Source organism: Psychrobacter aquaticus CMS 56, assembly GCF_000471625.1.
In the GTDB taxonomy this organism is placed as follows: Bacteria; Pseudomonadota; Gammaproteobacteria; order Pseudomonadales; family Moraxellaceae; genus Psychrobacter; species Psychrobacter aquaticus.
In genome coordinates this window covers 85,246-108,089 of record NZ_AUSW01000011.1, presented here as the reverse complement: position 1 = coordinate 108,089, position 22,844 = coordinate 85,246, and the positions used below count along the sequence as shown (strand labels likewise).

Genomic DNA, 22,844 nt, shown 5'->3' with positions numbered 1-22,844 from the left:
TGGATGTTTGGACAAGCTGTAAAGTATCACGAGTAAAACACACCAATAAGATCACAAGACTCAAAAGGCTTCTTATGCGCGCACAGTCCGTCTTAAATCTATTAGTCATTGATGACGATCAGCTCTACGCTGAGCGCCTTGTGCACCTCCTAGATTGTTATTACGAAACCATCAATTTGGGATTTTTAGATGATAAAGAGGAGCTGCTAAAGTCCCTGCGGCAACCTTGGGATGTTTTGGTTTTTGGCAATGCTTATGATATGAGTTTTACGGATGTCGTGGGCATTGTTCAAGATCAAAATATCGATCTGCCTATGATCTGCCTGATGAGTGAAGAGATGGCAGCGGTAGCCCATAATAATGAGGGATTGCCTGATATTATCAGCGGAACCATGGTCAAGGCGCTCACAGTAGAGCAAGAAATGACCGTCGTTATGTCTATTTGCTTACAACATGATAACTTACGCAGTCGCCACGAGCTTAAAGCGTTACGGCTTGTACTTTCTGAAGCCGAGCAACGTGCCAATGTCTTGATCAAAAACTCTAAAAGTGCCGTTGCTTATATCGACCAAGGGATACATATTTTCGCCAACGATCCTTATCTTCAGCTTTTTGGTTTTGAATCACTGAATGATGTGATGGGTGTTCCCATTATTGACCTGATTGCAGGCGTCGATAACGTTAAGGGTTTCAAACAATTCTTACGTCAATTTAATAAAGGAAACCGGCAAGACGTAGAATTTAAGTTCGAAAGTGTGCGGATGGATGGCAGTACTTTTGAAGCAAAATTACAGCTGGCTGCAGCGACCTTGGATGGCGAGCCAGTTACTCAGGTCATTATCCAACAAAACAACACCAACAGTGCTGAAGTGGCCAAGCGGTTGGCAGCGGCTGAGCGTAAAGATAGCTTGACTGGTATCGACAATCGCCGCGGCTTCGAAGAGGAAATGGCAAGTGTATACAAACAAGCCCAGCAAGGTGTGGTCACGGCGGCGCTATTCTATATTCAGCTTGATAATGTCGGTAAAATTAGAAGCAGTTTGGGTTTAAAAGGCATAGACGCGACGGTCAAGCATATCGCCTATATGTTGGATGAGCTAATATCAGATGGGCATGTGAGCCGTTTTAGTGATACGGTATTTACGATCTTGGTAGAAGACAAAACAACGACAGAGCTGGAAAGTTTGGCTGCTCATATTGTTTCACGTATCAAAGATACGTTCATTGAGGTGGATAAGCGCACTATTAGTACGACGGTCAGTATTGGGATTGTCAGAATTGAGAAAAACACTGCCGAGCCAAATATATTACTTGAGCGGGCAATGGAGGTCATTAATCAAATTATGGTAGAGACCTCTGACCATGGTGGTATCTATCATTTATATGACCCAAGCGAACATGCCAATAGTGATGATCATGCCCTTGCTGAATCTTTGATTGATGCCATAACCAATAACCGCTTTGAGTTGTCGTTCCAACCAATATATGACATCAATAATGACCGCAGCGATTTTTTCGAAGTATTTCTGCGATTGCCATTGGCAGATGCCGACAACACCGTATTGACACCCGATCAATTTATGGCAGTTGCCAAGACGCATAAACTGCGTGAGAAAATAGATCGCTGGGTATTGATTAATGCCTGTAAAAAAATAAATGAGATACGCAAAACACAACCTGAAGCCAGATTGCTGGTGCAATTGAATAGTGCGTCACTGACCGATAAAAAGCTGCCTAATGTCGTTAGTCAACTTATAAAAGCCGTGGGCGGTGCGGCGGGTGTGCTAACGTTGCAGTTTAACGAAAAAGAGGTCTCGGATCATTTGACGGTGGCGAAAACTCAGTTTTCTGCACTCAGTCAAGTCGGCTGTCAATTGAGCATCAAGAACTTTGGCTCTTCTGCCAAATCGATAGAAATTGCAAGTTTTGTGCAGCCAGATGTGGTGCGTTTAGCTCGTAACTATGTGGAAGGAATTGATTCAGCGGACAATTTAGAAACGGTCAAATCCCTCATTATGCTTACCAATGAAATCAAGGTTGATGTGTTGATGCCTTATATCGAAGATGCCTCAACCATGTCTGTCGCTTGGAGTGTGGGCGCGCGCTACCTGCAAGGTGATTATTTAGAAGAGCTTAGTAGTACGATGGTGGTGAATTAAGCCCATAACATGCCCTAACCAATGACAAGCCTTACAACTGTCATTTCAGTATTATTTATATTGTGCGCTTATAGCGGGTGCTCCTTAACCAAAGATTGTCAAAAATGCCTATCATCAGTAAACGTCAAATGAGCGGTCTTTTTGCCGTTGTTTTATTACTCACTGCCTGTGAGGGAACGCCACCCGATCACCGTGCTCCTGTTACACTGCCACTATATACTCAAGGTGATGCTGTTAAGGGTGCTATCATTTATCGAGAAGCTTGTGGTCAGTGTCATCAGCTCAATGCAGGTCTCAATAAAAAAGGCCCACAGCTGATGAACATATATGGTGCGAAAGCGGCTGAGCTAGAGGATTATACCTATAGTAAAGCGCTAGAAAAATCAGGTTGGACATGGGATGCTAAGACACTTGATCCTTATATTGCCGATGCCCAAAAAGCCATGACAGAATCAAAAATGCTATCAAACCCTATGCCGGATGCCAAAGAGCGTGCAGATGTGATCGCTTATCTGTCAACGCTGCGTGCCGCGGCGCCGATAACAGAAGCTGCTGCCCAGTAACGCCTGATTTATCATCATTACTCCCCTAAAAAATGAGCCAGTAACTTACTATGACCCATTCAGCTACCGAAACATCATCTGCGTTCATGCATCAGTCAACAGTAAAGGATGCCAGTCCATCCACCGTTAGTCCTGCTGACTATCACCACAATCAACAGAAAATTGCCCAATTAATGGCGCAATTAAATCAAATCGTATTGGACAAACCGCAAGCGGTCAAGTTGGCCCTCAGCGGCATACTCGCAGGTGGTCATTTATTATTGCAAGATTTGCCAGGTATGGGTAAGACGACTTTGGCTCAAGGCTTGGCACAGTTGCTAGGGTTGAGTTTTAGTCGGGTACAGTTTACCAATGATATGCTACCTGCCGACATCTTAGGTATGAGTATCTACGACCAAAGCAAACTAAAATTCGAGTTTCGTTCTGGCCCTATTTTTACGCAACTGCTACTCGCTGATGAGATTAATCGCTCCAGTCCTAAGACCCAAAGTGCGCTACTAGAAGCCATGGAAGAGCGGCAGGTAACGCAAGACGGGCAAACCTATCGCTTGCCGCAGCCATTTTTTGTGATAGCCACTCAAAACCCGCTACAGCAAGCGGGTGTATATCCATTGCCTGAGTCGCAGTTAGATCGTTTTTTACTGTGTCTATCATTGGGTTATCCATCGCCTGCGGCAGAGCGCGAGCTATTAAAAGGTCAGGATCGCCGTGAACTATTAAAAGGTTTGGACGCGGTATTGGACACAGAGGCTGTTTTGTTGGCTCAGCATGGGGTCAAGCAAGTTTATGTTGCAGATGTGGTATTAGATTATCTACAGCGCTTGGTCGCAAAAACCCGAGCCAGTCAGGAATATCATGGTCTCTCGCCGCGCGGTGTGCTGTCATTGCAACGTGCCGCACAGGCTTATGCCTATGTGTCAGGTCATATGGAGATGACGCCTGAAGATATCCAAGCGGTATTTGCAGCGGTGACAGATCACCGTTTGGGTCAGCGTTTTGTACCTGCTCATGTGGTGGGTGGACAAGCAGCGCAGACCATCGCCCAACGTATTTTGGCAGAAGTGCCTATTGTTATTTAATCTTTTCTTGCCTAGGGCGTGTCATCAATTAGCACATTAATGATATGCCCTAAGACGCTTTGACTATGTTTTCAATTTTATGGTAACGATAGGGTAATCATGAGCCTTTTGCCAAAAGCCTTAACTGTACCTATAATGTCAGCATTGCGCCGTTGGTTTGCGTCGCGCGCGCCCAAAAGTGACAGCGTTACGCTCAATTTGCGAAACGTCTATATCTTTTTTAGCTGTGAAGGCATGCTGTTTGCGCTGTTATTAATCATCACTTTTATCGCAGGTATCAACTACGGTAATAATTTGGTGCTGGGTTTGTTTTTTTATCTGGTCAGCGTTTGGCTCATCAGCTTTCATGTGACCTTTGCACATATTTCAGGATTGCAAGTGCGTATATTGGAAGTGACCACGGCAGAAGCAGGCGCTCCTATTTGGGTTACCTTACAACTCCGTAGTGAGAGCCGTCAATCTAGACGCCAGCTTGTGTTTGACTTTGAGCAGCTGGATAAAAAAATCAATAAGCGTGCTGATAAAAAGACTAAAAACAGTAAGGATAATCAACATTCTGTGCTGGTGACCCAGCTACAAGGTGAGCAAGTCATTCGTCTGCCTATTCAGACCCATACTCGCGGTCAGCTTGAATTACCACGGTTAAAAATAAAGACGGTTTATCCTTTGGGTATTATGCGTGCATGGTCGTACGTGTATTTTGCGCGTACCGCTTGGGTGTATCCAAAGCCAGAAGCATTTGATTGGCAAACGCAGTATGCCGTCGTCAGTATGGACGATTTGCCAACGGGTGGACAGTATCGACAAGGTCAAGATGACTTTGAGCGGCTAGATAATTATATAGAAGGTGAGTCATTGGCACGAGTTTCTTGGGGTCATGTGGCGCGTGGTCAAGGTATGTTTACCAAGCATTTCGGTGATCCTGTCGGCCATGAGCAAATGTTAGATTATGTTGATATGCCAGCGGCACATCATGAGCATAAGCTTGCGCAACTGGCTTATGGTGTGATGACACTGGCTCAGCTAGGAGTGCCATTTAAAATGCGCTTACCCAGTGAAGAACAGACTGTTGTACCAATGGGTGAGGGCGACGGCTTTGCGCAAGCTTGCCTGCTAAGATTGGCGAAAGCACCATGACTGACTCTCAGCCCTTAAGCAAAACGTTTTCTAACAACTCATCTGAAACAGGCTTTACAACGAGCGCTGCTACCAGCTTTGAGTGCTTGGCATTGGGTCAATATACCAATGCCCAAGTTGGAGTGAGCCGTGATGACATAAGCCGCGATGACATTAGCCATGATAACAAAGGGTATCGCAAATTATTGGCATTGCCAGCATATTATTGGGTATTAATTGCCCAAATGATCGTTATTTTACCCCATGCTGCCCATTTGCCCCTGTGGCTAATAGGCTTTGCGGTCGTTAGTATTGCCGCCCAATTGCCACAGGTAAAGGCGCGATTTAGAAAACTGCGCCATTTAAAACGACTGTATCAAGCCATGCAAATGCTTGGCTTCTTATTGGGATTAGTTGGTTTATGGCTGACCTACAACACGGCATTTGGGCTAGATATGGGCGTGGCATTTTTGGTGCTGTGCTTGATCAGTAAGCTTTGGGAGTTATATAAGCGCCGTGATGCCTATGTGGTATTGAACTTGTCGCTATTCGTACTTGCTGCGTTGTTTCTAATGAATCAAGGTCTTGTTACCACGCTTGAGGTAGTGGTCGGTGCCGTTGTTGTGTTGTTGGCGTTCATCGCACTCAATGATGATGGCAATACTCGCGGCGAGGGTCGCTTGCGTACTTTAGGTATATTGGGTATCGGTGCATTGCCTTTGCTGGTCGTGCTGTTTTTGTTTTTTCCGCGTCTGCCACCGTTATGGTCAGTACAGTTATCCGGTCAACAAGCGACGACGGGTGTTTCTGACAGTATGTCACCGGGTGATTTTGCCAATCTAGGACAATCGACTGAGCTGGCTTTTCGTGTTGAGTTTGAAAATAACCGTCCGCCACAACAGCAGCTTTATTGGCGGGGTTTGGTTTTTAGTGATTTTGATGGCGTTACATGGCGTCCAAGCCCTCAGCAACGACAATGGCAACCTTCGCCGCAAAGGCCTGCTTGGATTGAAAATGCATTTGCGACCGTCCCTGACGTGGTAAAAGTCGCGCCCAGCAACTATGAGATCATCTTAGAACCCACGCAACAAAACTGGCTGTTTGGACTCGACTATCCTTTTAGCCAGCGTCCAGATGTCAGTGTTACGTCAGACTTTACGTTACTCAAAGATCAACCTGTCACGCAGCAACTGCGCTACGATGTATTACAATTTGCGCCGATGCGTATCGATCCTATTTTGGACAATGAATTGCGGCAGCTGAATTTGGCATTGCCAGCTGATGGCAATCCGCAAGCACGGGCATTGGCTAAGCAGCTTTTTGCCCAGTCAGGCTCTGATCCCGTTCGCTATATGAATGCTATTGAGCGCTGGATTAATCAAACAGATTTTCGCTACACGCTGTCACCGCCGCGACTGAATACCAACCGTATTGATGAGTTTTTATTTGAGACCAAAGCGGGATTTTGTGAGCATTATTCTTCTAGCTTTACCTTTATGCTTCGGGCAGCGGGTATTCCGGCACGAGTTGTGGCGGGCTATCAAGGCGGTGAGCTGAGTCGCGGCGGCAATGTCTGGGAAGTGCGACAAAAGGACGCGCATGCTTGGACGGAGGTTTGGCTTGAAGGCGAAGGTTGGGTACGAGTGGATCCGACGGCTTTTGTTGCTCCTGAGCGCGTAGAGCAAGGCATGGATGCGATGACGCAATCACAAGGTGCGGCGATGTTTGGAGAGGGCGCTGGCGCACAAATTAGCTATCAGCAGTATCAGATGCTCCAATCTTTGCGGCGCTTATCAGATCAGGCCAGTTACTATTGGCAAAAAGACGTTGTCGGCTACGATCAGGATAAACAAGCTGATTCGCTATTAAAGTGGTTCAATATTCGCTCAATCGGGCAGCAAATTGTCTGGTTAGCTGCTAGTGCCATTACTGTTATGTCGGTGTTGATATTCATTATTTGGCAGCGTCGCCGCAAACGTTGGCATACAGCAGATCTACCACTTGCCCAGCTCTCAAAACGTCTGAGTAAGCGCGATAAATTACTGGCGCGCGGCGATAGCGAAGGACAGTTGGCGTGGCTTGAGCGTTTGGCAGCAACGCTGGATAACCGCACTGACGATATGACCCAGCATCGTCACCTTGAGAGTGATAATACTAATAAATCAAAAAATCACGTTGATTCAGAAGACATGCACGCAAAAATTGAGCAGATTCAACAAGACTATCGGCAGCTGCGTTATGGACGCCTTAGTACACTGGATACCAGTGACCGCGAATATCAAAGACAGCTTAAACAGTTTAGAAAACATATACGCCAATTGATGTAAGCGCTTTAGGGAATGGTAAAATGGCCATATACGTAGATTTTGTGAAGATAACATTCAAAGGTTATCAGTGGTGTCATATGTTGGCCGATACATTACAAGAACTGCATGAGTTTGCAGCGCTTATTGATGTGGATGCGCGTTTGTTTCATCGTCATGCCAGTTATCCGCATTATGACATCACCGTACAAATGCGCGAAATAGCCATTGCTAAAGGTGCGATTCCTGCCGATCGAAAAAAAATTATCGAATGTGCCAAAAAGTTAAAAGTAGAATTGAATGACCAAATGGTGCGATCTGAGTTTTCAGAACAGAGTTTTTCTTTGAGGAATCTGTTTTGACCAATCGCTAGGCTAAGCGCTTCGCCAAATAATCTACTAGCAATCTAATCTTTGGCGATAAGTGACGGTTGTGGGGATATACTGCCCAAATGCCTTCGTCAGGCTCTCTATAGTCGTCCAAGAAACTCACCAGCGCCCCTGATGCTAAATGTTTTTGTACATAGTAATCGGGTAGCTGGACGACACCCAAACCTTTTAAAGCAGCGTCAACCAAACTATGGCCACTGTTGTACTGCACCGTTCCGGCCACGCGTAAGTTCCTTTCTTTATTCACTTCCTCATTTGCGCCTTTAGCTGTTTCAATAAAATGCCAATAGTCGCGCGTACCGAGTAAACAGTTATGTTGACTCAGCTCGTCTAGCGTGTGCGGGATGCCATATTTATCAAGATAAGTGGGCGCGGCGCAGACAAAGTTAGTGCGACGGCTGAGCTTTTTGGCCATCATGGTTGAATCATTTAATTTACCGATACGAATGGCCAAATCGTAACCACCTTCGACCAAGTCAATCTTTTGATTGCTCAAAAAAGCCGTCACCTCGATGTCTCGATATTGCAGCATAAAATCATTGATTAACGGCAGTAATTGCTGTTCGCCATAGGTGACAGGTGCTGTCAGCTTAATCCTGCCTTGTGGTTTTGACTGTAAATTGCTCACGGCTTGCTCAGCAGCATCCAAACCATCAAGTACGCTGCGGCAATGCTGATAAAACACGCGGCCCTCTTCTGAGAGTGAAACTTTGCGCGTGGTGCGATACAGCAGTTTGATATTCAGCCGTTTCTCTAACGCACTTATCTGGCGACTGACTTGCGCGGTCGATACTCCCAATTCTTTTGCTGCGCGAGTGAAACTCTCGTACTCCGCCACGTAGACGAACTCGCTAATACCATCCCAACGCATCATTATTACCAGTATGTAAAAGATATTTGCAAATATAGCATATTGTTATCCCTACAGAAAAAACTATAATGGTAAATATCGGTAAAAATTAGAAAAACACTTACTGTGTTTAAGCTTGCCTATCATCAGTAAGCAAGATAAGCTGAAAGTGTCTTTAAACAGCTCGGCTCTAAACTCATGTCACGTATATAGAAAAGCTGAACTATAGCCGAATCTAAATAAAACAGATACATCATATTCCAACGCTGAACTCGTATAAATCTTGCTTGCTGTGCCTTCGCAGACAGAGGCTGCAAAAAATTCATACCAGTTCCGATGACTCGTTTTTATATTGAACTCACTATGTATTGAAATTATTGTAATTACACTAAAACAGTAGCGATGTGTATCGTAAAAAATAACCAATTAAAAGAGAGTATTTATATGTCAGACAAATTTATTAAATCTAAGGCCGCTATTGCGTGGGGGCCAAATCAGCCACTATCGATTGAAGAAGTGGATGTCATGTTGCCACGCAAAGGGGAAGTGTTGGTCAAAATTGTGGCGAGTGGCGTTTGTCATACTGATGCTTTTACGCTGTCTGGTGAAGATCCAGAAGGGGTGTTTCCAGCAATCTTAGGTCATGAAGGCGGCGGTATCGTTGAGCAAATCGGCGAAGGCGTGACCAGCGTCCAAGTCGGCGATCATGTCATTCCTTTATACACAGCAGAATGCGGCGTTTGCAAAATGTGTACCTCAGGCAAGACCAACCTTTGCTCAGCGGTACGCGAAACCCAAGGTAAAGGTCTCATGCCAGATGGTACCACGCGCTTCTATAAAGACGGTGAGCCAATTTATCACTATATGGGCTGTTCAACCTTTTCAGAATATACTGTCTTGCCAGAAATTTCTTTGGCCAAAGTCAACAAAGACGCGCCGTTAGAAGAAGTTTGCTTGCTAGGGTGCGGTGTCACCACTGGTATGGGTGCGGTCATGAATACCGCAAAAGTAGAAGAAGGCGCTACCGTTGCTATATTTGGCTTAGGCGGCATTGGACTATCAGCGGTGATTGGCGCTGAGATGGCAAAAGCCAGCCGTATCATTGCGATTGATATCAACGAAAGCAAATTTGAGCTGGCTAAAAAACTTGGCGCGACAGACTGTATCAACCCGAAAGATTATGACAAGCCCATTCAGGAAGTCATCGTTGAGCTAACCGATGGCGGTGTTGATTATTCGTTCGAATGTATCGGTAATGTTGACGTGATGCGCTCAGCGCTTGAGTGCTGCCATAAAGGTTGGGGCGAATCGGTCATCATTGGGGTCGCTGGCGCAGGGCAAGAAATTTCTACCCGTCCATTCCAGTTGGTGACAGGTCGCGTTTGGAAAGGCTCAGCATTTGGTGGTGTTAAAGGCCGTTCAGAATTACCCGGCTATGTTGAGCGTTATCTAGCAGGTGATATTCCACTTAAAGATTTTATCACCCACACCATGCCATTAGAGGACATCAACGAAGCGTTTGACTTAATGCATAAAGGCGAGAGTATTCGCTCTGTGGTACATTTTGCAGAGTAATTGATAACGGCAATATCGACATCATTATTGTTCTAAAAATACTTTGTTAAAAACAAAAAGGCTGCTTCAATATTGAAGCAGCCTTTTTTGACGTTATTTTCAAACACGCCCTAGTAATTGGATGTATTAATCACCCTTTCCACTAATGATTTGATCCGCTAGCGTCAGCAAATCTGATGCGGTCAAATCTGGTATTGGTACATTCGGTGCGTTAAGCATCGCATTATAAGGACGCGTCAAAAATGCACCACGACAACCCGCCGCTTGCGCGCCTATGGTATCCCAAAGATGGCAAGCCACAAGACATAAATCTGACGTTTTAACAGACAACTCCTTCGCTACCATTTGATAAGTTTCAGGTGCAGGCTTGAACTTACTGACCGTCTCAACGCTGAAATGACGTTCGAAAAAATGGCTTAATCCCGCTTTTTCTAAAGGAGTTGGGGAGGCGCTGCTCGCTGAGTTGGTCAGCGTGACCAATCGGAACCCCGCCTCTTGTAAACGAGTCAGCGCTGGTATCGCATCCGCATGGGCAGGCATATTATTCATACGCTCTTTTAATTCGGCAATATCGCTCTCTGTCAGCGTCGTCTGATGAATATCAGCTACCATGCGTAACGCGCCGACACCAATCTCACCAAAAGGCGTATATAGCCCAGATAAGGTCATGGTCTGTGAGTACAAGACCAGCTGTGCGAACCATTCTCTCAGAACCGCTTGCGTACCAAAGACCCGCGTAAACAGAGGCGCAAGCGTATTGATATCGAGCAGTGTCTCATTAACATCGAACACAATGATACTTGGGCTGTGATCAGAGGACATAAAAAATCCTTTTTATTTTAAATAATGATTCAGTCAGGCATGGTGGCTAACTGCTCTAAAATACTAATGTAATTATCGACGCCTTGCGCACCGCTGACAAGATGGCGCTCATTAAAGATAACCGCTGGTACACTTTGAATGCCTTGTTGTTGCCAATGCTGTTCTTCGGTTCGTACTTCTTTAGCAAAGAACTGACCCTCCAACACTGCCAGCGCTTCACTACGATCAAGCCCAGTCTCTGCTGCAATATCAGCAAGTACATTAATATCAGAGATGTCTCTGTTATTGGTGAAATGCGCGACAAACAAGGCTTGTTTTAAGTCATGCATACGTCCTTGTTGATCAGCAAAATGTAAAAGCTGATGCAAATTAAAGGTATTGTGCATACGCGTGTCGTCATTGAAATTGAACTCAAAGCCCACTTCACGACCCGCTTCTGCCATTCTGATGCGGCTAGCATCGGACTCTTGTTTCGTCGAGCCGTACTTCTCAATGATATGCTCGCGTAGGTTCTGACCCTCGCTTGGCATGTTAGGGTTTAACTCAAACGGATGCCAATGAATGGTATGAGTTGTACCAGTTTGCTCAAGCGCTATTGCCAGTTGGCGATAGCCGATGACGCACCAAGGGCAGACGACGTCTGAGACAATGTCTATTCGGAGTGGTTTTTTTGATGGTTCCATAATTTCTCACCAGTAATGTTATTTATATTTTAAAGGAGATGTGTCTGGTGTGTTGTCCAGCCATATCCGTGCAATCAATCAATATTAAGAGAATGACGGGACGATTACAATGCACTCTAGGTTACGACTTAAGTAGTGCAAATGTAATCATTATCAATGGCAAGATAAATAGCATGTATAAGATTTTATTTATCAAAGTCAGAGTGTTTTAAATTTTGAAGAGTAGGTATGACTGATGGCTAAAATATTGCTTAACAAGAAATAATGCATTGAAAAGGTTCCTGCGTTGATAGTGTTTTAGATTAGAAACTACACCCTAATGACTACAAAGTAAAAACAAAACAACAGTATCGATACGTCATAATGCAACGAATAGCGCTTGTTTTAAAAGCATTTTTTTTATGATCATCTGCCAGCGAGAAGCCAGCATGTCTATTTTGACCTTAACAATTAATAAGCAGAATTATCAGCTCGATAATCTCGATACGCGTACGACACTGCTCGATGTCTGTCGTCAGCACTTACAAATCACTGGACCCAAAAAAGGCTGTGACCACGGTCAATGCGGTGCCTGTACAATTCTCATCAACGGAAGACGGGTCAATTCTTGCCTGACACTTGCTGTCATGCATGAGGGTGATGAAATCACTACGATTGAGGGTATTGGAATGCCCGAGTCGCTATCAGAATTGCAGCAAGCCTTTAAAGATCACGACGCTTTCCAATGTGGTTATTGTACGCCTGGCCAAATTTGTTCAGCGACCGCATTAATAGAAGAGGTCAAGCAAAATTGGCCAAGCTACGTGACTGCTGATCTAAAAAATCCTGATGGATTATTGGTGCAAGAAATCGCTGAGCGCATGAGCGGTAATATTTGTCGTTGTTCAGCCTATCCCAATATCATTAAAGCCATCTCACAAGTGCTCGAAAGTGAAGTTGCTAAGCAGTCTTCAAAGTCGACAACAGAGACAGCGCAAGGATCGCAAGTAACAGGGATTTGGTCACCGCCGCCTAGCGAAAGCCAACTTGGTAAATCATCAAACAATACTCAAGCAACCAACACGCTAGGAGGCCGCTCATGAGACGTTTTGAATATGACCGTGCTGCTGCACCAGAGCAAGCTGCGACATCTGCGAGTACCAAAGACGCTGCATTTATCGCAGGTGGTACCAACCTACTGGATTTAATGAAGTTAGAAATTGAAACCCCAATTAAGCTGGTCGATATCACTCGTCTTGACTTGCAACAAGTTGAATCCACTGATGATGGTGGTTTACGTATTGGGACGCTTGTGACCAATAGTGATTTGGCAGCACATCCTGACATCATTGCAAATTATCCTGTACTAGCGCGAGCGATCTTGGCAGGGGCGACTGGTCAGCTACGTAATAGAGCAACGACCGGTGGTAATTTCTTACAGCGCACGCGTTGTTATTATTTTTATCAGACAGACAGTGCCTGCAATAAACGAGAGCCGGGAACGGGTTGTCCAGCCATCAATGGTGAGAATCGTACCCTTGCAATCTTAGGTACTAGTGATGCTTGTATTGCTCAGCATCCATCCGATATGGCCGTGGCCATGCGTTTGCTTGATGCAAAGATTGAGACGGTAAAAGCCGATGGCAGTACGCGCACCATTGCTGTCAAAGATTTTTATTGTCTACCAAAAGACACGCCGCATATCGAAAACGTCTTAGAGCGTGGTGAGCTTATCACTCATGTGATACTGCCAGCCCCTATTAAAGGCGTGCACACGTATGACAAAGTCCGTGACCGCGCCTCTTATGCGTTCGCACTCGTGTCATGTGCGGCGGTAGTAGACGCTGATGATAATGGTACTCTGAAAACGGTACGACTGGCATTTGGTGGTATTGGTACTGAACCGTGGCGTAATGAGGAAGTTGAGGCACTCTTGACGGATACTGATGGCAATATCGACATTATTACACAGGCCGCAGATTTATTATTGAGCGATGCCAAAGGTAATGGTCAAAATGATTTTAAGATACCGTTAACGCGTCGCCTACTAAAACAAGTCATTCAGCGCGCACTAGCGGGCGAGGGAGCATAATCATGGCATTATTTGAATCAATCACTCAGTCAGAACCGACCAAAAAAATGACCATGGATAAGCCTGTTGAGTCTTTGCTGAGTACAACGGCGAGCAAGCTTGTCGGTAAGCCGATCAACCGTGTTGATGGTTCGCTAAAGGTTAGTGGTCAAGCAAAATATAGTGCTGAAATACATCTGGACAATCAAGTTTATGGTGTCTTAGTTGGTGCGACAATTGCTAAAGGTCAAGTAGAGAAAATCGACAGTGACTCTCTAAAAGGTATTCCTAATATTATCAAAGTCGTCACCGATCCTGAGCATTTTTTGCGTAACTCTCAGCAGGGCGGCGCAAAAAAAGCACCAAAGCAAGGTGTTAGCGAGATTTTTTACCATGGCCAGCCGATAGCGGTTGTCATTGCTGAAACCTTTGAGGCGGCGACAGAAGGAGCAAAAGCGCTTAAAGTTACTTATAAAGACGAGACTGACCAAGCGGCATTGAATTTCACCCAAGAGCTGTCCAATGCCCATGCAGTTGATGAAAAAAATGGCTCTGACAAAAATTATGTGCAAGGCGATCCAGACCAAGGGCTCGCTGATGCCGAAGTAACGATCGATCGTTTTTATCATACACCAAGTCAAAACAGCGCTGCCATGGAGCCACATGCGACATTGGCACATTGGGAAGAAGATAAATTAATCCTCTATACTGCGAATCAAATGCTCGCCTCTTGCAAGCAACAAGTGATGGATGCTTTGGACTTGAACAAAGATCAAGTGCAGCTCATCGCTCATTATGTTGGCGGTGGCTTTGGTAGCAAGCTTGGTATTGCCCCTGAGTCTATCGCCGCTGCTATCGCCGCAAAAGAGCTTGGTCGCCCAGTATTGATTACCATGACCCGTCCACAAGTGATGGAAGCCACGATCAGACGCTCAAATACTCGTCAGCGTATCGCAATCGGCTGTGATAAAGAGGGTGTCATCGATACGTTGATTCACGATACCGTTTCTAGCAATTTGCCCGGAGAGGCATTCTTTGAACCGACTGCTTTGTCTACGCATTACTTGTATCGTGGTAAAAACCGCCGCGTCCATTATGAAATGGTAGATATGAATCAAGTGTTATCAGGGTCGATGCGTGCACCCGGTGAGGCTGTTGGCATGATCGCGGTTGAATGCGCAATGGATGAATTGGCCTCTCAATTGGATATAGATCCTATCGAGCTACGCCGCCGTAATGAGCCTGAAAAAGATCCTAGTAAGGACATTCCTTTTTCGACACGGCAGCTGATTGCTTGTATGGAACAAGGTGCTGAGCAGTTTGGCTGGAGTAAGCGAAATACCAAACCAGCCAGTCAATTAGAAGGGGACTGGTGGATAGGAACTGGCATGGCTGCTGCGGCACGTGGCAATCAATTACAGCCCTCTGAGGCACGCGCAACGCTTCAGGTAGATAAATCAAAAACACTCGGTGTCAAAGCTGTCATCGAAACAGACATGACCGATATTGGTACTGGCTCTTATACCGTGTTCTCTCAAGTGGCTGCTGATTTGCTGGGTTTACCGATTGATCATATCGAGATGAAATTGGGTGACAGCGCCTTGCCCCCTGCATCAGGCTCAGGAGGCAGTTGGGGAGCTGCAAGTGCAGGTAGTAGTATTTATCTTGCTTGTGAACAATTGCGTGAAATGCTGGCTGAAAAAGTCGGCCTATATCCTGATACCATTCAGCTGGCCGACGGTCACATCAAACAAGTCGGTGAGCATGAGCTAACTGCTGTAGAGACTGCTAAGAAGAATAGCCAAGCGTTCGCTGATAGCACCATTAACAAGATATCAGAAACCACAGGAATTTCATTATCAGAGCAAGTATTGGAAGAGCAAGCACTATCAGAGTCAGAGAAGTACGATTTTGATAACAATGACTCTTATGCGCTAACAGATATTGTCGGTAAATATGACGAGCAAAAAATCAGTGCCAAAGGTCAGATAAAACCGGGTAAAAATGACAAAAAGTATCGTCAATCTTCGTTTGGTGCAAATTTCGCTGAAGTTGCCGTTCATAAAGTCACTGGTGAAATTCGAGTCAAGCGTATGACGGGTGCCTTTGCCGCTGGTCGTATCCTTAACCAAAAAACCGCCACTTCACAGTGCTATGGTGGCATGGTGTTTGGTATTGGCTCAGCGTTGATGGAAGAAGTGATTCACGACAAACGCGACGGTCGCCTCTGTAATCATGACCTTGCCGAGTACCACGTCCCAGTCAATGCGGATGTACCGCAGTTGGATGTGATATTGGTAGAAGAAGATGATCCTTATACCAACCCAATGCATGTCAAAGGTATCGGTGAGACGGCTATCGCTGGTGCTGCCGCGGCCATTGCTAATGCTGTCTACAATGCGGTCGGTGTCCGTGTTTATGATTTCCCGATTACTCTCGACAAGCTGCTTTATGAGATGCCAGAGTAGTTTTTACTAGCCATGTATATGACAAAAACCCGCTTAATGAGCGGGTTTTTGTAACTCAATCGTTAGTATCTTTTATCATTATCAAAAAATAATTATTAAATAAGAGGCGTTATGAATCAAGTTGCTGACATTCTTAAGCTGGCAAGTGAGGCTCAGCAAAAAAACGTTGATGCTGTACTAGCAACTGTCGTGCGTACTGAGGGCTCAGCGTACCGCCGCGCTGGTGCCATGATGCTCATCTGTGAAGATGGTTGCTCGGTTGGGATGATTAGCGGGGGTTGCTTAGAGCCGCATATTATTAAACGCGCCTTTTGGCTGACTCGTAATGGCGCAAATGTGCAAGTCTACCAGACAGGTGATGACGTTGAGTATGCTGAAAATGGTCAAGCACAAGTAGCGGTGAAAAAAGATCAGGCTGATATTGAAAGATCTGATGAGCTAGACTTTGAACCAGATATTGAGATAAATATTGAGCCAAACACTGACTTAGGCACTGAATTAGATGAGCTAAATTTTGGGCTAGGTTGTAATGGACGGGTGCATGTGTTGTTTGAACGAGTGGTGACCGCAAAACCCTTATTAGAGATAATCTGTCAGGTTCGTTATACTCAGCAGCCCGCCACAATAGCGACTTTGATTCGCTCTGATAGTTATCAGCAGCAAAGTACTGAATCGCAAAAAAGCGCTGAGTTACAAATTGGAATACGCATCAATCTAGATGACTATAGCCAATTAGGAAAAATAGGGGTGATAGGTGCTGGTAAAGATTTGGATCTAGCACCCTCTGAGTTTTGGCAAAAATTGACGAATATGAGTGCAGCATTGTTAAAATATGAGCCGCTTGATAACGATGCTAAATACGTTGTTTTAGATGATGGGGACGGAACCACAGAATGGCTCATACAACGGCTACAACCTCAAACTCGCTTGTTGATTTGCGGTGCAGGCAATGATGTGATGCCACTGGTCACGATGGCAAAACTGCAAGATTGGCATGTCACGGTTATAGACAGTCGCGCGCAATATGCGACTCGGATGCGTTTTCCTCAGGCAGATATGGTGATGCATCTGCCATTAGAGAGTACCGAAAAGTTACTCAATCTGAGCAATAATGCGGCTGTTGCTTTGATGTCGCATAGTCTTAGCCAAGATCGTGCTCGTCTGGCCGTACTGCTAGCCCATCCCAAAAATTACAGATATATTGGGCAATTAGGACCACGCTACCGCACTGAGCGCTTAATTAATGAAATTAGCACCACTGTCAGTCATCCTACGGTTTTGGATGCTGGTATTAGTAAGTTGCACTATCCAATCGGTTATAAGCTCGGTGGGGATGGCCCCGAAGCCCTCGCGCTCGGTATTATGGCTCAAATAAATGCCGTCATGCACGAGCAAACAGCGTCCAACGCATTTTTGCACAATAACGTTGCAAGTACGGCAGCAACAAGCAATGAAAAAGATATGGCACCGAGTAGCGTATGAGTAGCGATACCATTACTGTCGTAGATGCTAAAAATCACGCGCAAAACTATGTGAAAAGCCATGCGGTTATAGTGTTGGCAAGCGGCCTCAGTCAGCGCTTAGGTCAGGCCAAACAGTTACTGTGTAAACAGGGTGAACCACTCGTTTGCTATATGCTGAAACTTGCACTGACCACCAAGCCGAAAACCATCATCGTGGTCGTTCCTAATAATCATCAATTGATTGCCAGTGCGATTGACCAATTGGCTTCTCAGTATCCCGTGATTCGAGTAGTGATGAACACACAACCTGAAACAGGTATGGCACATAGTTTGTCTTTAGGAATTGAGGCGTTGGCTGACGTTACAGACCTATCGATTGATCGAGTATTAATCATGGGTATCGATCAAATATTACTCGATGCGCCGCATTTAATGGCATTGCTGGCAGGTAAGCAGGCAGTGGTTGCAAGTGGTTATCACAATTGGCAAGACTTAAATGAGACAAATGCTACTGATACACTTAAAAAAAATATCACTGGACTGCCTTTAGTGATTGATTATGAGTTATTAAGACAATGGCAGTCGGCGCTAATCGGGGATAAGGGTTTGCGTCACTTGATTAGAAGCTTGCCGCCCAGTCGAATAATGACAGTTGCCAATGCGCAGCTCAGCTATGACATTGATACGCCAGCACAGCGTGCTTATGCGCAGCAGAAAGGCTGGCTAGATAAATAAATAACCTTAACGGTATCAGAGCAATATCAATCCTTAAGAGATAAAAATGACCAATGTGATAGAAACAGACCGCCTTTATCTTAGGCAATGGCAAACAAGCGACTTTGTGATATTCGCTGAGATGAATGCTGATCCTGAAGTGATGCAATACTTTCCAAAGTTATTATCGACTACCGTGAGCAACACTATTGCCAAAAAATGCCAGCAGCTTATTGAAGACAATGGCTGGGGATTTTGGGCGGTCAGCTTAAAAGACGGTTCAAAAAAGCGTAATAATTTTATCGGTATGGTTGGATTAAATAATGCGCATACCGATATGCCGTTTTCTCCTGCTGTCGAGATTGGTTGGCGATTACATAAAAAGTATTGGGGACAAGGTTACGCAACTGAAGCGGCACGTGCAGCGTTAAAGTTCGCCTTTACCGAGCTGGCACTTGATGACGTTGTCTCATTTACTGCTGTTATCAATCAGCGCTCACAACTTATTATGGAACGTATCGGTATGACGAACACACAGGACAGTTTTTACCATCCTATGCTTGACACTAATCATACGCTTGCTGAGCATGTGCTATATAAAATAACTCGGGAGCAGTGGCAAGACAGTGTCGTTACTCAATCCTATATATGATAGCCGCTCATTACTTCTCTTATTTGCTGCTATCCCGCGAAAACGTCAAAATATGCCCTTTAAAGGGCGCGTCAAGATAGGCGGTATTCTCAGGCTTGACATGCTTGCTGCTAAAACCAAACTCTATCATCTTATTGGTCAGCTTGTTTTTGCGACCACGACCCGGATCTACGACGATAACCTCACAGGTTGGCAATGCATGCCGCGCGATAAACGCCGCCAAGATATCGATATGTTGGTCTTCGTAAAGCAAGTCACTGCCGATAATCATATCAAACTGACCGAGATGGCTATTGTCTTCTGCCCAGTTTAAACGCTCAAAATTGATCTCTTCATTATTATTAAGTGTGGTATTGCGATCGAGGAAATACTCAACCGTTGGATGATAATCAGTCGCTGTGATGTCGGCATGTCGGCTATTCAGCAGTAGGCTAGATAGTGCCATGCCGCAGCCAACCTCCAAGATGCGCTTTCCTGCAATATCGTAATTGAGCATATGATTCGCCAGCACCAAACTCGATGGCCATATCACCCCAAACATCGGCCAAGAAGCCGAACAAATACCTAAATCTAAGGCTTCATTCTCAGGATCACTAAATTGTTGATTGTCACGCAGGGTACAAATATGAATATCTGTGTTGCCAATTTCAATCGTTTGATAACGCAAGCGTACAGTGGTCAACGAAGTCATAAAAGATCCTAAAAATAAGCAAGAGTGCAATATTTGGCAGAAGTTGCCACTTTTAAAGAGGGTAATAGCTGACGATAATGAGTTAAGTTGTCAAAACTTTATAAATACTTCAAAAAAGCGTGGTTTTAGTATTGGAGATATTATGACTCAACAGCTTGATAAGGTGTTGTTAATTCTCAAGGTATTCTTATTACTATGCATAAACTGGCTATACGTGTTTTATCGATATTACTTCTCACTGACTATATAGTCAATTCACTATGAAATGAGTACGGCACATTATCATGGTCGAATGTTCAACATGCCCTACATCGCTGCTGAATAACAGAAAAATAAGGCATAGAGAAATAATATAACAGTAGAGAGGAATAATGCACCTGTTTTAAAGAAAGTCAGGCGCATTTATTGAGGTAAGGAATTATTAATGAATGTTGAGCTGAGTCAGGTAGGGAATGGATTTAGCTCAGGAATCTTAGTCCAGATGTTTTTAATGCCCATACCAGCTCTACAAAGGCACGACTATTGGTCAGAGGCTCACCATCGATGATAAGCACGTAGCCTGAACCGTCAATCCACAAAAACACAAAACTGGTCTCAGGAATCAGTAAATCGACCTGCTGAAAAAATGAAATAGCTTGGCTTTCTACCGCCCAGCCGCGTTGTTTTTGGCGTAGCATAAAACCCGAAAAATCAGCCGCCGCCACACTTAGCATGTCCGCTTCTTCTTGACTGTAGCCAATCCGCGCCAGACAAAATCCTTCATCAGAGCCAATCGCTGCGCGGCGTTTGCCCGACAAGCTGGCAACCACATAGGGCAAAAACTGATCCAATGGCAAATTGGGCGCTGGCAAAAATAGAGACAGCTTTTCAATCCAGCCTTGCTCTGTAAAGCTTTGTAACCAGTCATCAGAATAGCGCTCCAGCCAGTCAGCAGCTAGCAGGGTCTGCTCATAAGACAAGAGATCTTGTAGTGACAGCTGCTCATCAGTCGGTTCATTTTGTGAAAATGCCTCAAAAATACCGGCTGGCGTTAAGGTCAGATAGGTTTTATCAGCATTTAAGTAAGAGGACATAGCGGCTACCATTGTGATGAAAGTTTTGAATAAGTAATAAGTTAGCTTTTGATGGTTTGATCTAGGTGTTGCTGACAGTTATTCCAGCGCTCATCGAAATGCCAGTCACTTTTGCCCAAGCGAAACCATACCAAAGAAAAAGCCAAACGATCATTGCGAGCGATGCAATGCGCAAAGAACTCGTTTTCTATTTGCTCAATTGTGCCCCAATCTTTATCATCACGCGCTTGCATCAGCTCGGTCGTGATGTCTTTGGAGATTTGTTTGGCGTCATCGCTACTGATACGCAATCGCTGTTTCTGCTCATTGAGAGAAGGCGATATCAGTACACTCCAGCGAGTCGCCAGCATACTGTTGCGTTGGATATAGCGTTTCTTATCAATACAATCACGAAAACCTTGTCGGACATGAGGGTACAGGCGATCTTTGATACGAGTAAACAGGTTGTTTACATCATAAGGAATATCATACCAGCAGCCATAAAAAAAGTCTGCGACCGCACCTTGCAGCGGTTCTTTTTCGGTTAAAAGCAACGCCGCATTGATACGTTGTTCATGAAAGTAGCGATTGTTGGGTGCTAAAAAAACTTTGCGCGAGTATAAGCGAAACACGCGGCGCGCTTCCATCTCGTTTTCTTTGATAAGATCTGAATCAGACATAATAGTGTCCTTTACGCCATAGTTACTACAGTCGATCCATTTTAAAAAGGTTACCGTTCTGCTGGTGTGAGTTTTATGAAGCATCTGTCACGCTTGCGAACAGCCAGCGAGGAAAATTTATACCAGTAGAACACTATCAACTTATATACCATTTTTATTTTGGATTGACTATAGTGTACCGTTAGTAGCATATAGCCAGTATTGACCAGCAATAGATCATGACTTAATTTAAGCAAAAAGATGAAACAGGCCAATTAATATCAGCCAACTAATCAAGCAAGGTTTGCATCAAATCTATCATAAATTCCGCATCTTCTTCACTCATTGACTCAAACCCTTGCGGCATACCAAGCTCAGTTAATGCTTCTTTACCATCGTCATCGTGATGCAAATTAAGAACGGCATCCATAAAGATCTGAGTGTCAGGAAATCCCTCTTTGATCAGTAGCACATGGCTGATATCAGCCAAATCACTTTCGATGAGTACAGATAACTGGGTTTTAGTTAGGCGTGAAAAGCTATGAAAAATCTCTGCCAAAAAGAAGGCTGCTTGCGCGTCACCTTTGATGACTTTACGCGCTGCTGCTTGATACGTTTCAGTGATATCCCAGTGGAGATCAGCTTCTTCTATATCAACAGCTTCTAATAGTCGTAAGCCGATCAGCTTAACATCACGGTTATCCGCCATTGTTATAGTAGCACCCGCCTGAATGTCTTCTAGGCGATTGATATTGCTATTTGCCGCCGCCGCAATGACCATCTCGTCAGACTTACCAATGGGACGGGCGACTGCGCGGTATCCTTGCTCACGGATCAGTATGGCTGCGTCAAAAGGATTGGCATAAATGACCTGTGTATCACTTGCATCAATAATCTGTTCTTGCTCTGCGTGTGAGGCGGGGATATTCAGATGCATGTTTAGGTTGGCACGTTTTTGGATCAAGGTATTAAACATGTGCCAGCCTGCAAAACGCTCAGGCGAAAAATCTGGGGCGATTAACATATTGTGTGTCGTCATGATTTAGCCTTCCTCATTCTGTTTCATTTGGGCATACTGAGCGATCGCCGCTTCGATTTTGCTGCGTGATGGTTTACGTCGCACAGACGTATATCCCACCGTTTCGCCGCGACGAACATTAGGCACAACGGTCGCATAAACCCAATAATGACTGCCATCTTTGCATAGGTTTTTGACGTAGCCATGCCATTTTTGTCCAGATGCGGCGGTATCCCATAAATCTTTATAAGCGGCTTTTGGCATATCAGGATGACGCAAAATATAATGCTGTTGACCAATTAATTCATCAATATTGTAGCCGCTAATCTCGACAAAAGCATCGTTAACATGCGTTATGATACCGTCCAAATCTGTACGCGATACAATCAGCTTACCATCTGGGTAGGCACGTTCAATACCTGTATCATAGACAGTCCGCGAATGGCCATCATGATACGTCAGAGTAACCTGCTCAGCAGGCATATCAGGCTTATGTGCATCAGGGATCGGAGAACCCATCGTAATCTCCTTCATTTAT

At 44.8% G+C, this 22,844-nt stretch carries 21 protein-coding genes; 13 read left to right on the top strand and 8 right to left on the bottom strand.

What is annotated here, in order from left to right; all coding sequences use genetic code 11:
- Window positions 1-74: 74 nt before the first annotated feature.
- The 6 genes from M917_RS01735 (at window position 75) to M917_RS01710 (ending at window position 7,582) form a co-directional block, all read left to right on the top strand.
- Complete coding sequence (locus M917_RS01735; RefSeq protein WP_021813023.1) at window positions 75-2,159, top strand: EAL domain-containing protein; 2,085 nt, start codon at window positions 75-77, stop codon at window positions 2,157-2,159.
- A gap of 104 nt (window positions 2,160-2,263) precedes the next feature.
- Window positions 2,264-2,722, top strand: coding sequence for a c-type cytochrome (locus M917_RS01730; protein WP_021813022.1), 459 nt, complete (start codon window positions 2,264-2,266; stop codon window positions 2,720-2,722).
- A gap of 86 nt (window positions 2,723-2,808) precedes the next feature.
- Window positions 2,809-3,801, top strand: coding sequence for an AAA family ATPase (locus M917_RS01725; RefSeq protein WP_040641677.1), 993 nt, complete (start codon window positions 2,809-2,811; stop codon window positions 3,799-3,801).
- 99 nt (window positions 3,802-3,900) lie between these two features.
- On the top strand, window positions 3,901-4,938 hold the full coding sequence (locus tag M917_RS01720; RefSeq protein ID WP_021813020.1) for a hypothetical protein: 1,038 nt from the start codon (window positions 3,901-3,903) through the stop codon (window positions 4,936-4,938).
- Entirely contained in the window at window positions 4,935-7,244 is a 2,310-nt protein-coding gene (locus M917_RS01715) for a transglutaminase family protein (RefSeq protein WP_021813019.1), read from the top strand. Before M917_RS01720 ends, M917_RS01715 begins: the two co-directional genes overlap by 4 nt.
- Window positions 7,245-7,264: 20 nt before the next feature.
- The gene (locus M917_RS01710) at window positions 7,265-7,582 is read left to right on the top strand and encodes a DUF4031 domain-containing protein (protein ID WP_051354197.1); all 318 of its coding nucleotides are present in this window, start codon (window positions 7,265-7,267) and stop codon (window positions 7,580-7,582) included.
- Between the two features lie 7 nt (window positions 7,583-7,589).
- Here M917_RS01710 and M917_RS01705 read toward each other — a convergent pair whose 3' ends face one another.
- Window positions 7,590-8,480, bottom strand: a complete 891-nt coding sequence (locus M917_RS01705) for a LysR family transcriptional regulator (protein ID WP_040641613.1) — start codon at window positions 8,478-8,480, stop codon at window positions 7,590-7,592.
- 423 nt (window positions 8,481-8,903) lie between these two features.
- Here M917_RS01705 and M917_RS01700 point away from each other — a divergent pair, with 423 nt between their 5' ends.
- Entirely contained in the window at window positions 8,904-10,034 is a 1,131-nt protein-coding gene (locus M917_RS01700) for an S-(hydroxymethyl)glutathione dehydrogenase/class III alcohol dehydrogenase (RefSeq protein ID WP_040641672.1), read from the top strand.
- Between the two features lie 126 nt (window positions 10,035-10,160).
- On the opposite strand, the gene M917_RS01695 is transcribed toward M917_RS01700, so the two are convergent.
- Window positions 10,161-10,856: a haloacid dehalogenase type II gene (locus M917_RS01695; RefSeq protein WP_021813015.1), complete on the bottom strand. Its 696-nt coding sequence runs from the start codon at window positions 10,854-10,856 to the stop codon at window positions 10,161-10,163.
- A 29-nt stretch (window positions 10,857-10,885) separates the two neighbouring features.
- Window positions 10,886-11,539, bottom strand: a complete 654-nt coding sequence (locus M917_RS01690) for a DsbA family oxidoreductase (protein WP_021813014.1) — start codon at window positions 11,537-11,539, stop codon at window positions 10,886-10,888.
- 428 nt (window positions 11,540-11,967) lie between these two features.
- Here M917_RS01690 and M917_RS01685 point away from each other — a divergent pair, with 428 nt between their 5' ends.
- From M917_RS01685 to M917_RS01660, 6 genes are all read left to right on the top strand, one after another.
- The gene (locus tag M917_RS01685; protein ID WP_040641671.1) at window positions 11,968-12,621 is read left to right on the top strand and encodes a 2Fe-2S iron-sulfur cluster-binding protein; all 654 of its coding nucleotides are present in this window, start codon (window positions 11,968-11,970) and stop codon (window positions 12,619-12,621) included.
- Complete coding sequence (locus M917_RS01680; RefSeq protein WP_021813012.1) at window positions 12,618-13,610, top strand: FAD binding domain-containing protein; 993 nt, start codon at window positions 12,618-12,620, stop codon at window positions 13,608-13,610. Before M917_RS01685 ends, M917_RS01680 begins: the two co-directional genes overlap by 4 nt.
- A gap of 2 nt (window positions 13,611-13,612) precedes the next feature.
- The gene (locus tag M917_RS01675) at window positions 13,613-16,057 is read left to right on the top strand and encodes a xanthine dehydrogenase family protein molybdopterin-binding subunit (protein WP_021813011.1); all 2,445 of its coding nucleotides are present in this window, start codon (window positions 13,613-13,615) and stop codon (window positions 16,055-16,057) included.
- Window positions 16,058-16,168: 111 nt separating this feature from the next.
- Complete coding sequence (locus M917_RS01670; RefSeq protein WP_021813010.1) at window positions 16,169-17,539, top strand: XdhC family protein; 1,371 nt, start codon at window positions 16,169-16,171, stop codon at window positions 17,537-17,539.
- Window positions 17,536-18,255, top strand: coding sequence for a nucleotidyltransferase family protein (locus M917_RS01665; protein ID WP_021813009.1), 720 nt, complete (start codon window positions 17,536-17,538; stop codon window positions 18,253-18,255). The genes M917_RS01670 and M917_RS01665 overlap by 4 nt, the downstream gene beginning before the upstream one ends.
- A 46-nt stretch (window positions 18,256-18,301) precedes the next feature.
- Window positions 18,302-18,886 carry a GNAT family N-acetyltransferase gene (locus M917_RS01660; RefSeq protein WP_021813008.1) on the top strand — a complete coding sequence of 195 codons (585 nt, stop codon included), beginning with the start codon at window positions 18,302-18,304 and terminating at the stop codon, window positions 18,884-18,886.
- 19 nt (window positions 18,887-18,905) lie between these two features.
- On the opposite strand, the gene M917_RS01655 is transcribed toward M917_RS01660, so the two are convergent.
- The 5 genes from M917_RS01655 to M917_RS01630 all read right to left on the bottom strand — a co-directional run bounded on the left by M917_RS01655 (window position 18,906) and on the right by M917_RS01630 (window position 22,825).
- The gene (locus M917_RS01655; RefSeq protein ID WP_021813007.1) at window positions 18,906-19,577 is read right to left on the bottom strand and encodes a class I SAM-dependent methyltransferase; all 672 of its coding nucleotides are present in this window, start codon (window positions 19,575-19,577) and stop codon (window positions 18,906-18,908) included.
- A gap of 458 nt (window positions 19,578-20,035) precedes the next feature.
- A complete protein-coding gene (locus M917_RS01645) occupies window positions 20,036-20,650 on the bottom strand; it encodes a hypothetical protein (RefSeq protein WP_021813006.1) in 615 nt (204 codons plus the stop codon).
- 41 nt (window positions 20,651-20,691) lie between these two features.
- Entirely contained in the window at window positions 20,692-21,309 is a 618-nt protein-coding gene (locus tag M917_RS01640) for a hypothetical protein (protein ID WP_021813005.1), read from the bottom strand.
- A 268-nt stretch (window positions 21,310-21,577) separates the two neighbouring features.
- Window positions 21,578-22,327, bottom strand: coding sequence for a PhnD/SsuA/transferrin family substrate-binding protein (locus M917_RS01635; protein WP_021813004.1), 750 nt, complete (start codon window positions 22,325-22,327; stop codon window positions 21,578-21,580).
- A 3-nt stretch (window positions 22,328-22,330) separates the two neighbouring features.
- Window positions 22,331-22,825, bottom strand: coding sequence for a PAS domain-containing protein (locus tag M917_RS01630; protein WP_021813003.1), 495 nt, complete (start codon window positions 22,823-22,825; stop codon window positions 22,331-22,333).
- Between the last annotated feature and the right edge of the window lie 19 nt (window positions 22,826-22,844).

Coding starts and splice junctions, on each gene's coding strand:
- M917_RS01710 (WP_051354197.1), top strand. CDS start 7,265: ATGGCCATATACGTAGATTTTGTGAAGATAACATTCAAAGGTTATCAG.
- M917_RS01720 (WP_021813020.1), top strand. CDS start 3,901: ATGAGCCTTTTGCCAAAAGCCTTAACTGTACCTATAATGTCAGCATTG.
- M917_RS01640 (WP_021813005.1), bottom strand. CDS start 21,309: ATGTCTGATTCAGATCTTATCAAAGAAAACGAGATGGAAGCGCGCCGC.
- M917_RS01660 (WP_021813008.1), top strand. CDS start 18,302: ATGACCAATGTGATAGAAACAGACCGCCTTTATCTTAGGCAATGGCAA.
- M917_RS01655 (WP_021813007.1), bottom strand. CDS start 19,577: ATGACTTCGTTGACCACTGTACGCTTGCGTTATCAAACGATTGAAATT.
- M917_RS01630 (WP_021813003.1), bottom strand. CDS start 22,825: ATGGGTTCTCCGATCCCTGATGCACATAAGCCTGATATGCCTGCTGAG.
- M917_RS01735 (WP_021813023.1), top strand. CDS start 75: ATGCGCGCACAGTCCGTCTTAAATCTATTAGTCATTGATGACGATCAG.
- M917_RS01725 (WP_040641677.1), top strand. CDS start 2,809: ATGCATCAGTCAACAGTAAAGGATGCCAGTCCATCCACCGTTAGTCCT.
- M917_RS01730 (WP_021813022.1), top strand. CDS start 2,264: ATGCCTATCATCAGTAAACGTCAAATGAGCGGTCTTTTTGCCGTTGTT.
- M917_RS01700 (WP_040641672.1), top strand. CDS start 8,904: ATGTCAGACAAATTTATTAAATCTAAGGCCGCTATTGCGTGGGGGCCA.
- M917_RS01675 (WP_021813011.1), top strand. CDS start 13,613: ATGGCATTATTTGAATCAATCACTCAGTCAGAACCGACCAAAAAAATG.
- M917_RS01685 (WP_040641671.1), top strand. CDS start 11,968: ATGTCTATTTTGACCTTAACAATTAATAAGCAGAATTATCAGCTCGAT.
- M917_RS01670 (WP_021813010.1), top strand. CDS start 16,169: ATGAATCAAGTTGCTGACATTCTTAAGCTGGCAAGTGAGGCTCAGCAA.
- M917_RS01645 (WP_021813006.1), bottom strand. CDS start 20,650: ATGTCCTCTTACTTAAATGCTGATAAAACCTATCTGACCTTAACGCCA.
- M917_RS01635 (WP_021813004.1), bottom strand. CDS start 22,327: ATGACGACACACAATATGTTAATCGCCCCAGATTTTTCGCCTGAGCGT.
- M917_RS01690 (WP_021813014.1), bottom strand. CDS start 11,539: ATGGAACCATCAAAAAAACCACTCCGAATAGACATTGTCTCAGACGTC.
- M917_RS01705 (WP_040641613.1), bottom strand. CDS start 8,480: ATGCGTTGGGATGGTATTAGCGAGTTCGTCTACGTGGCGGAGTACGAG.
- M917_RS01695 (WP_021813015.1), bottom strand. CDS start 10,856: ATGTCCTCTGATCACAGCCCAAGTATCATTGTGTTCGATGTTAATGAG.
- M917_RS01715 (WP_021813019.1), top strand. CDS start 4,935: ATGACTGACTCTCAGCCCTTAAGCAAAACGTTTTCTAACAACTCATCT.
- M917_RS01680 (WP_021813012.1), top strand. CDS start 12,618: ATGAGACGTTTTGAATATGACCGTGCTGCTGCACCAGAGCAAGCTGCG.
- M917_RS01665 (WP_021813009.1), top strand. CDS start 17,536: ATGAGTAGCGATACCATTACTGTCGTAGATGCTAAAAATCACGCGCAA.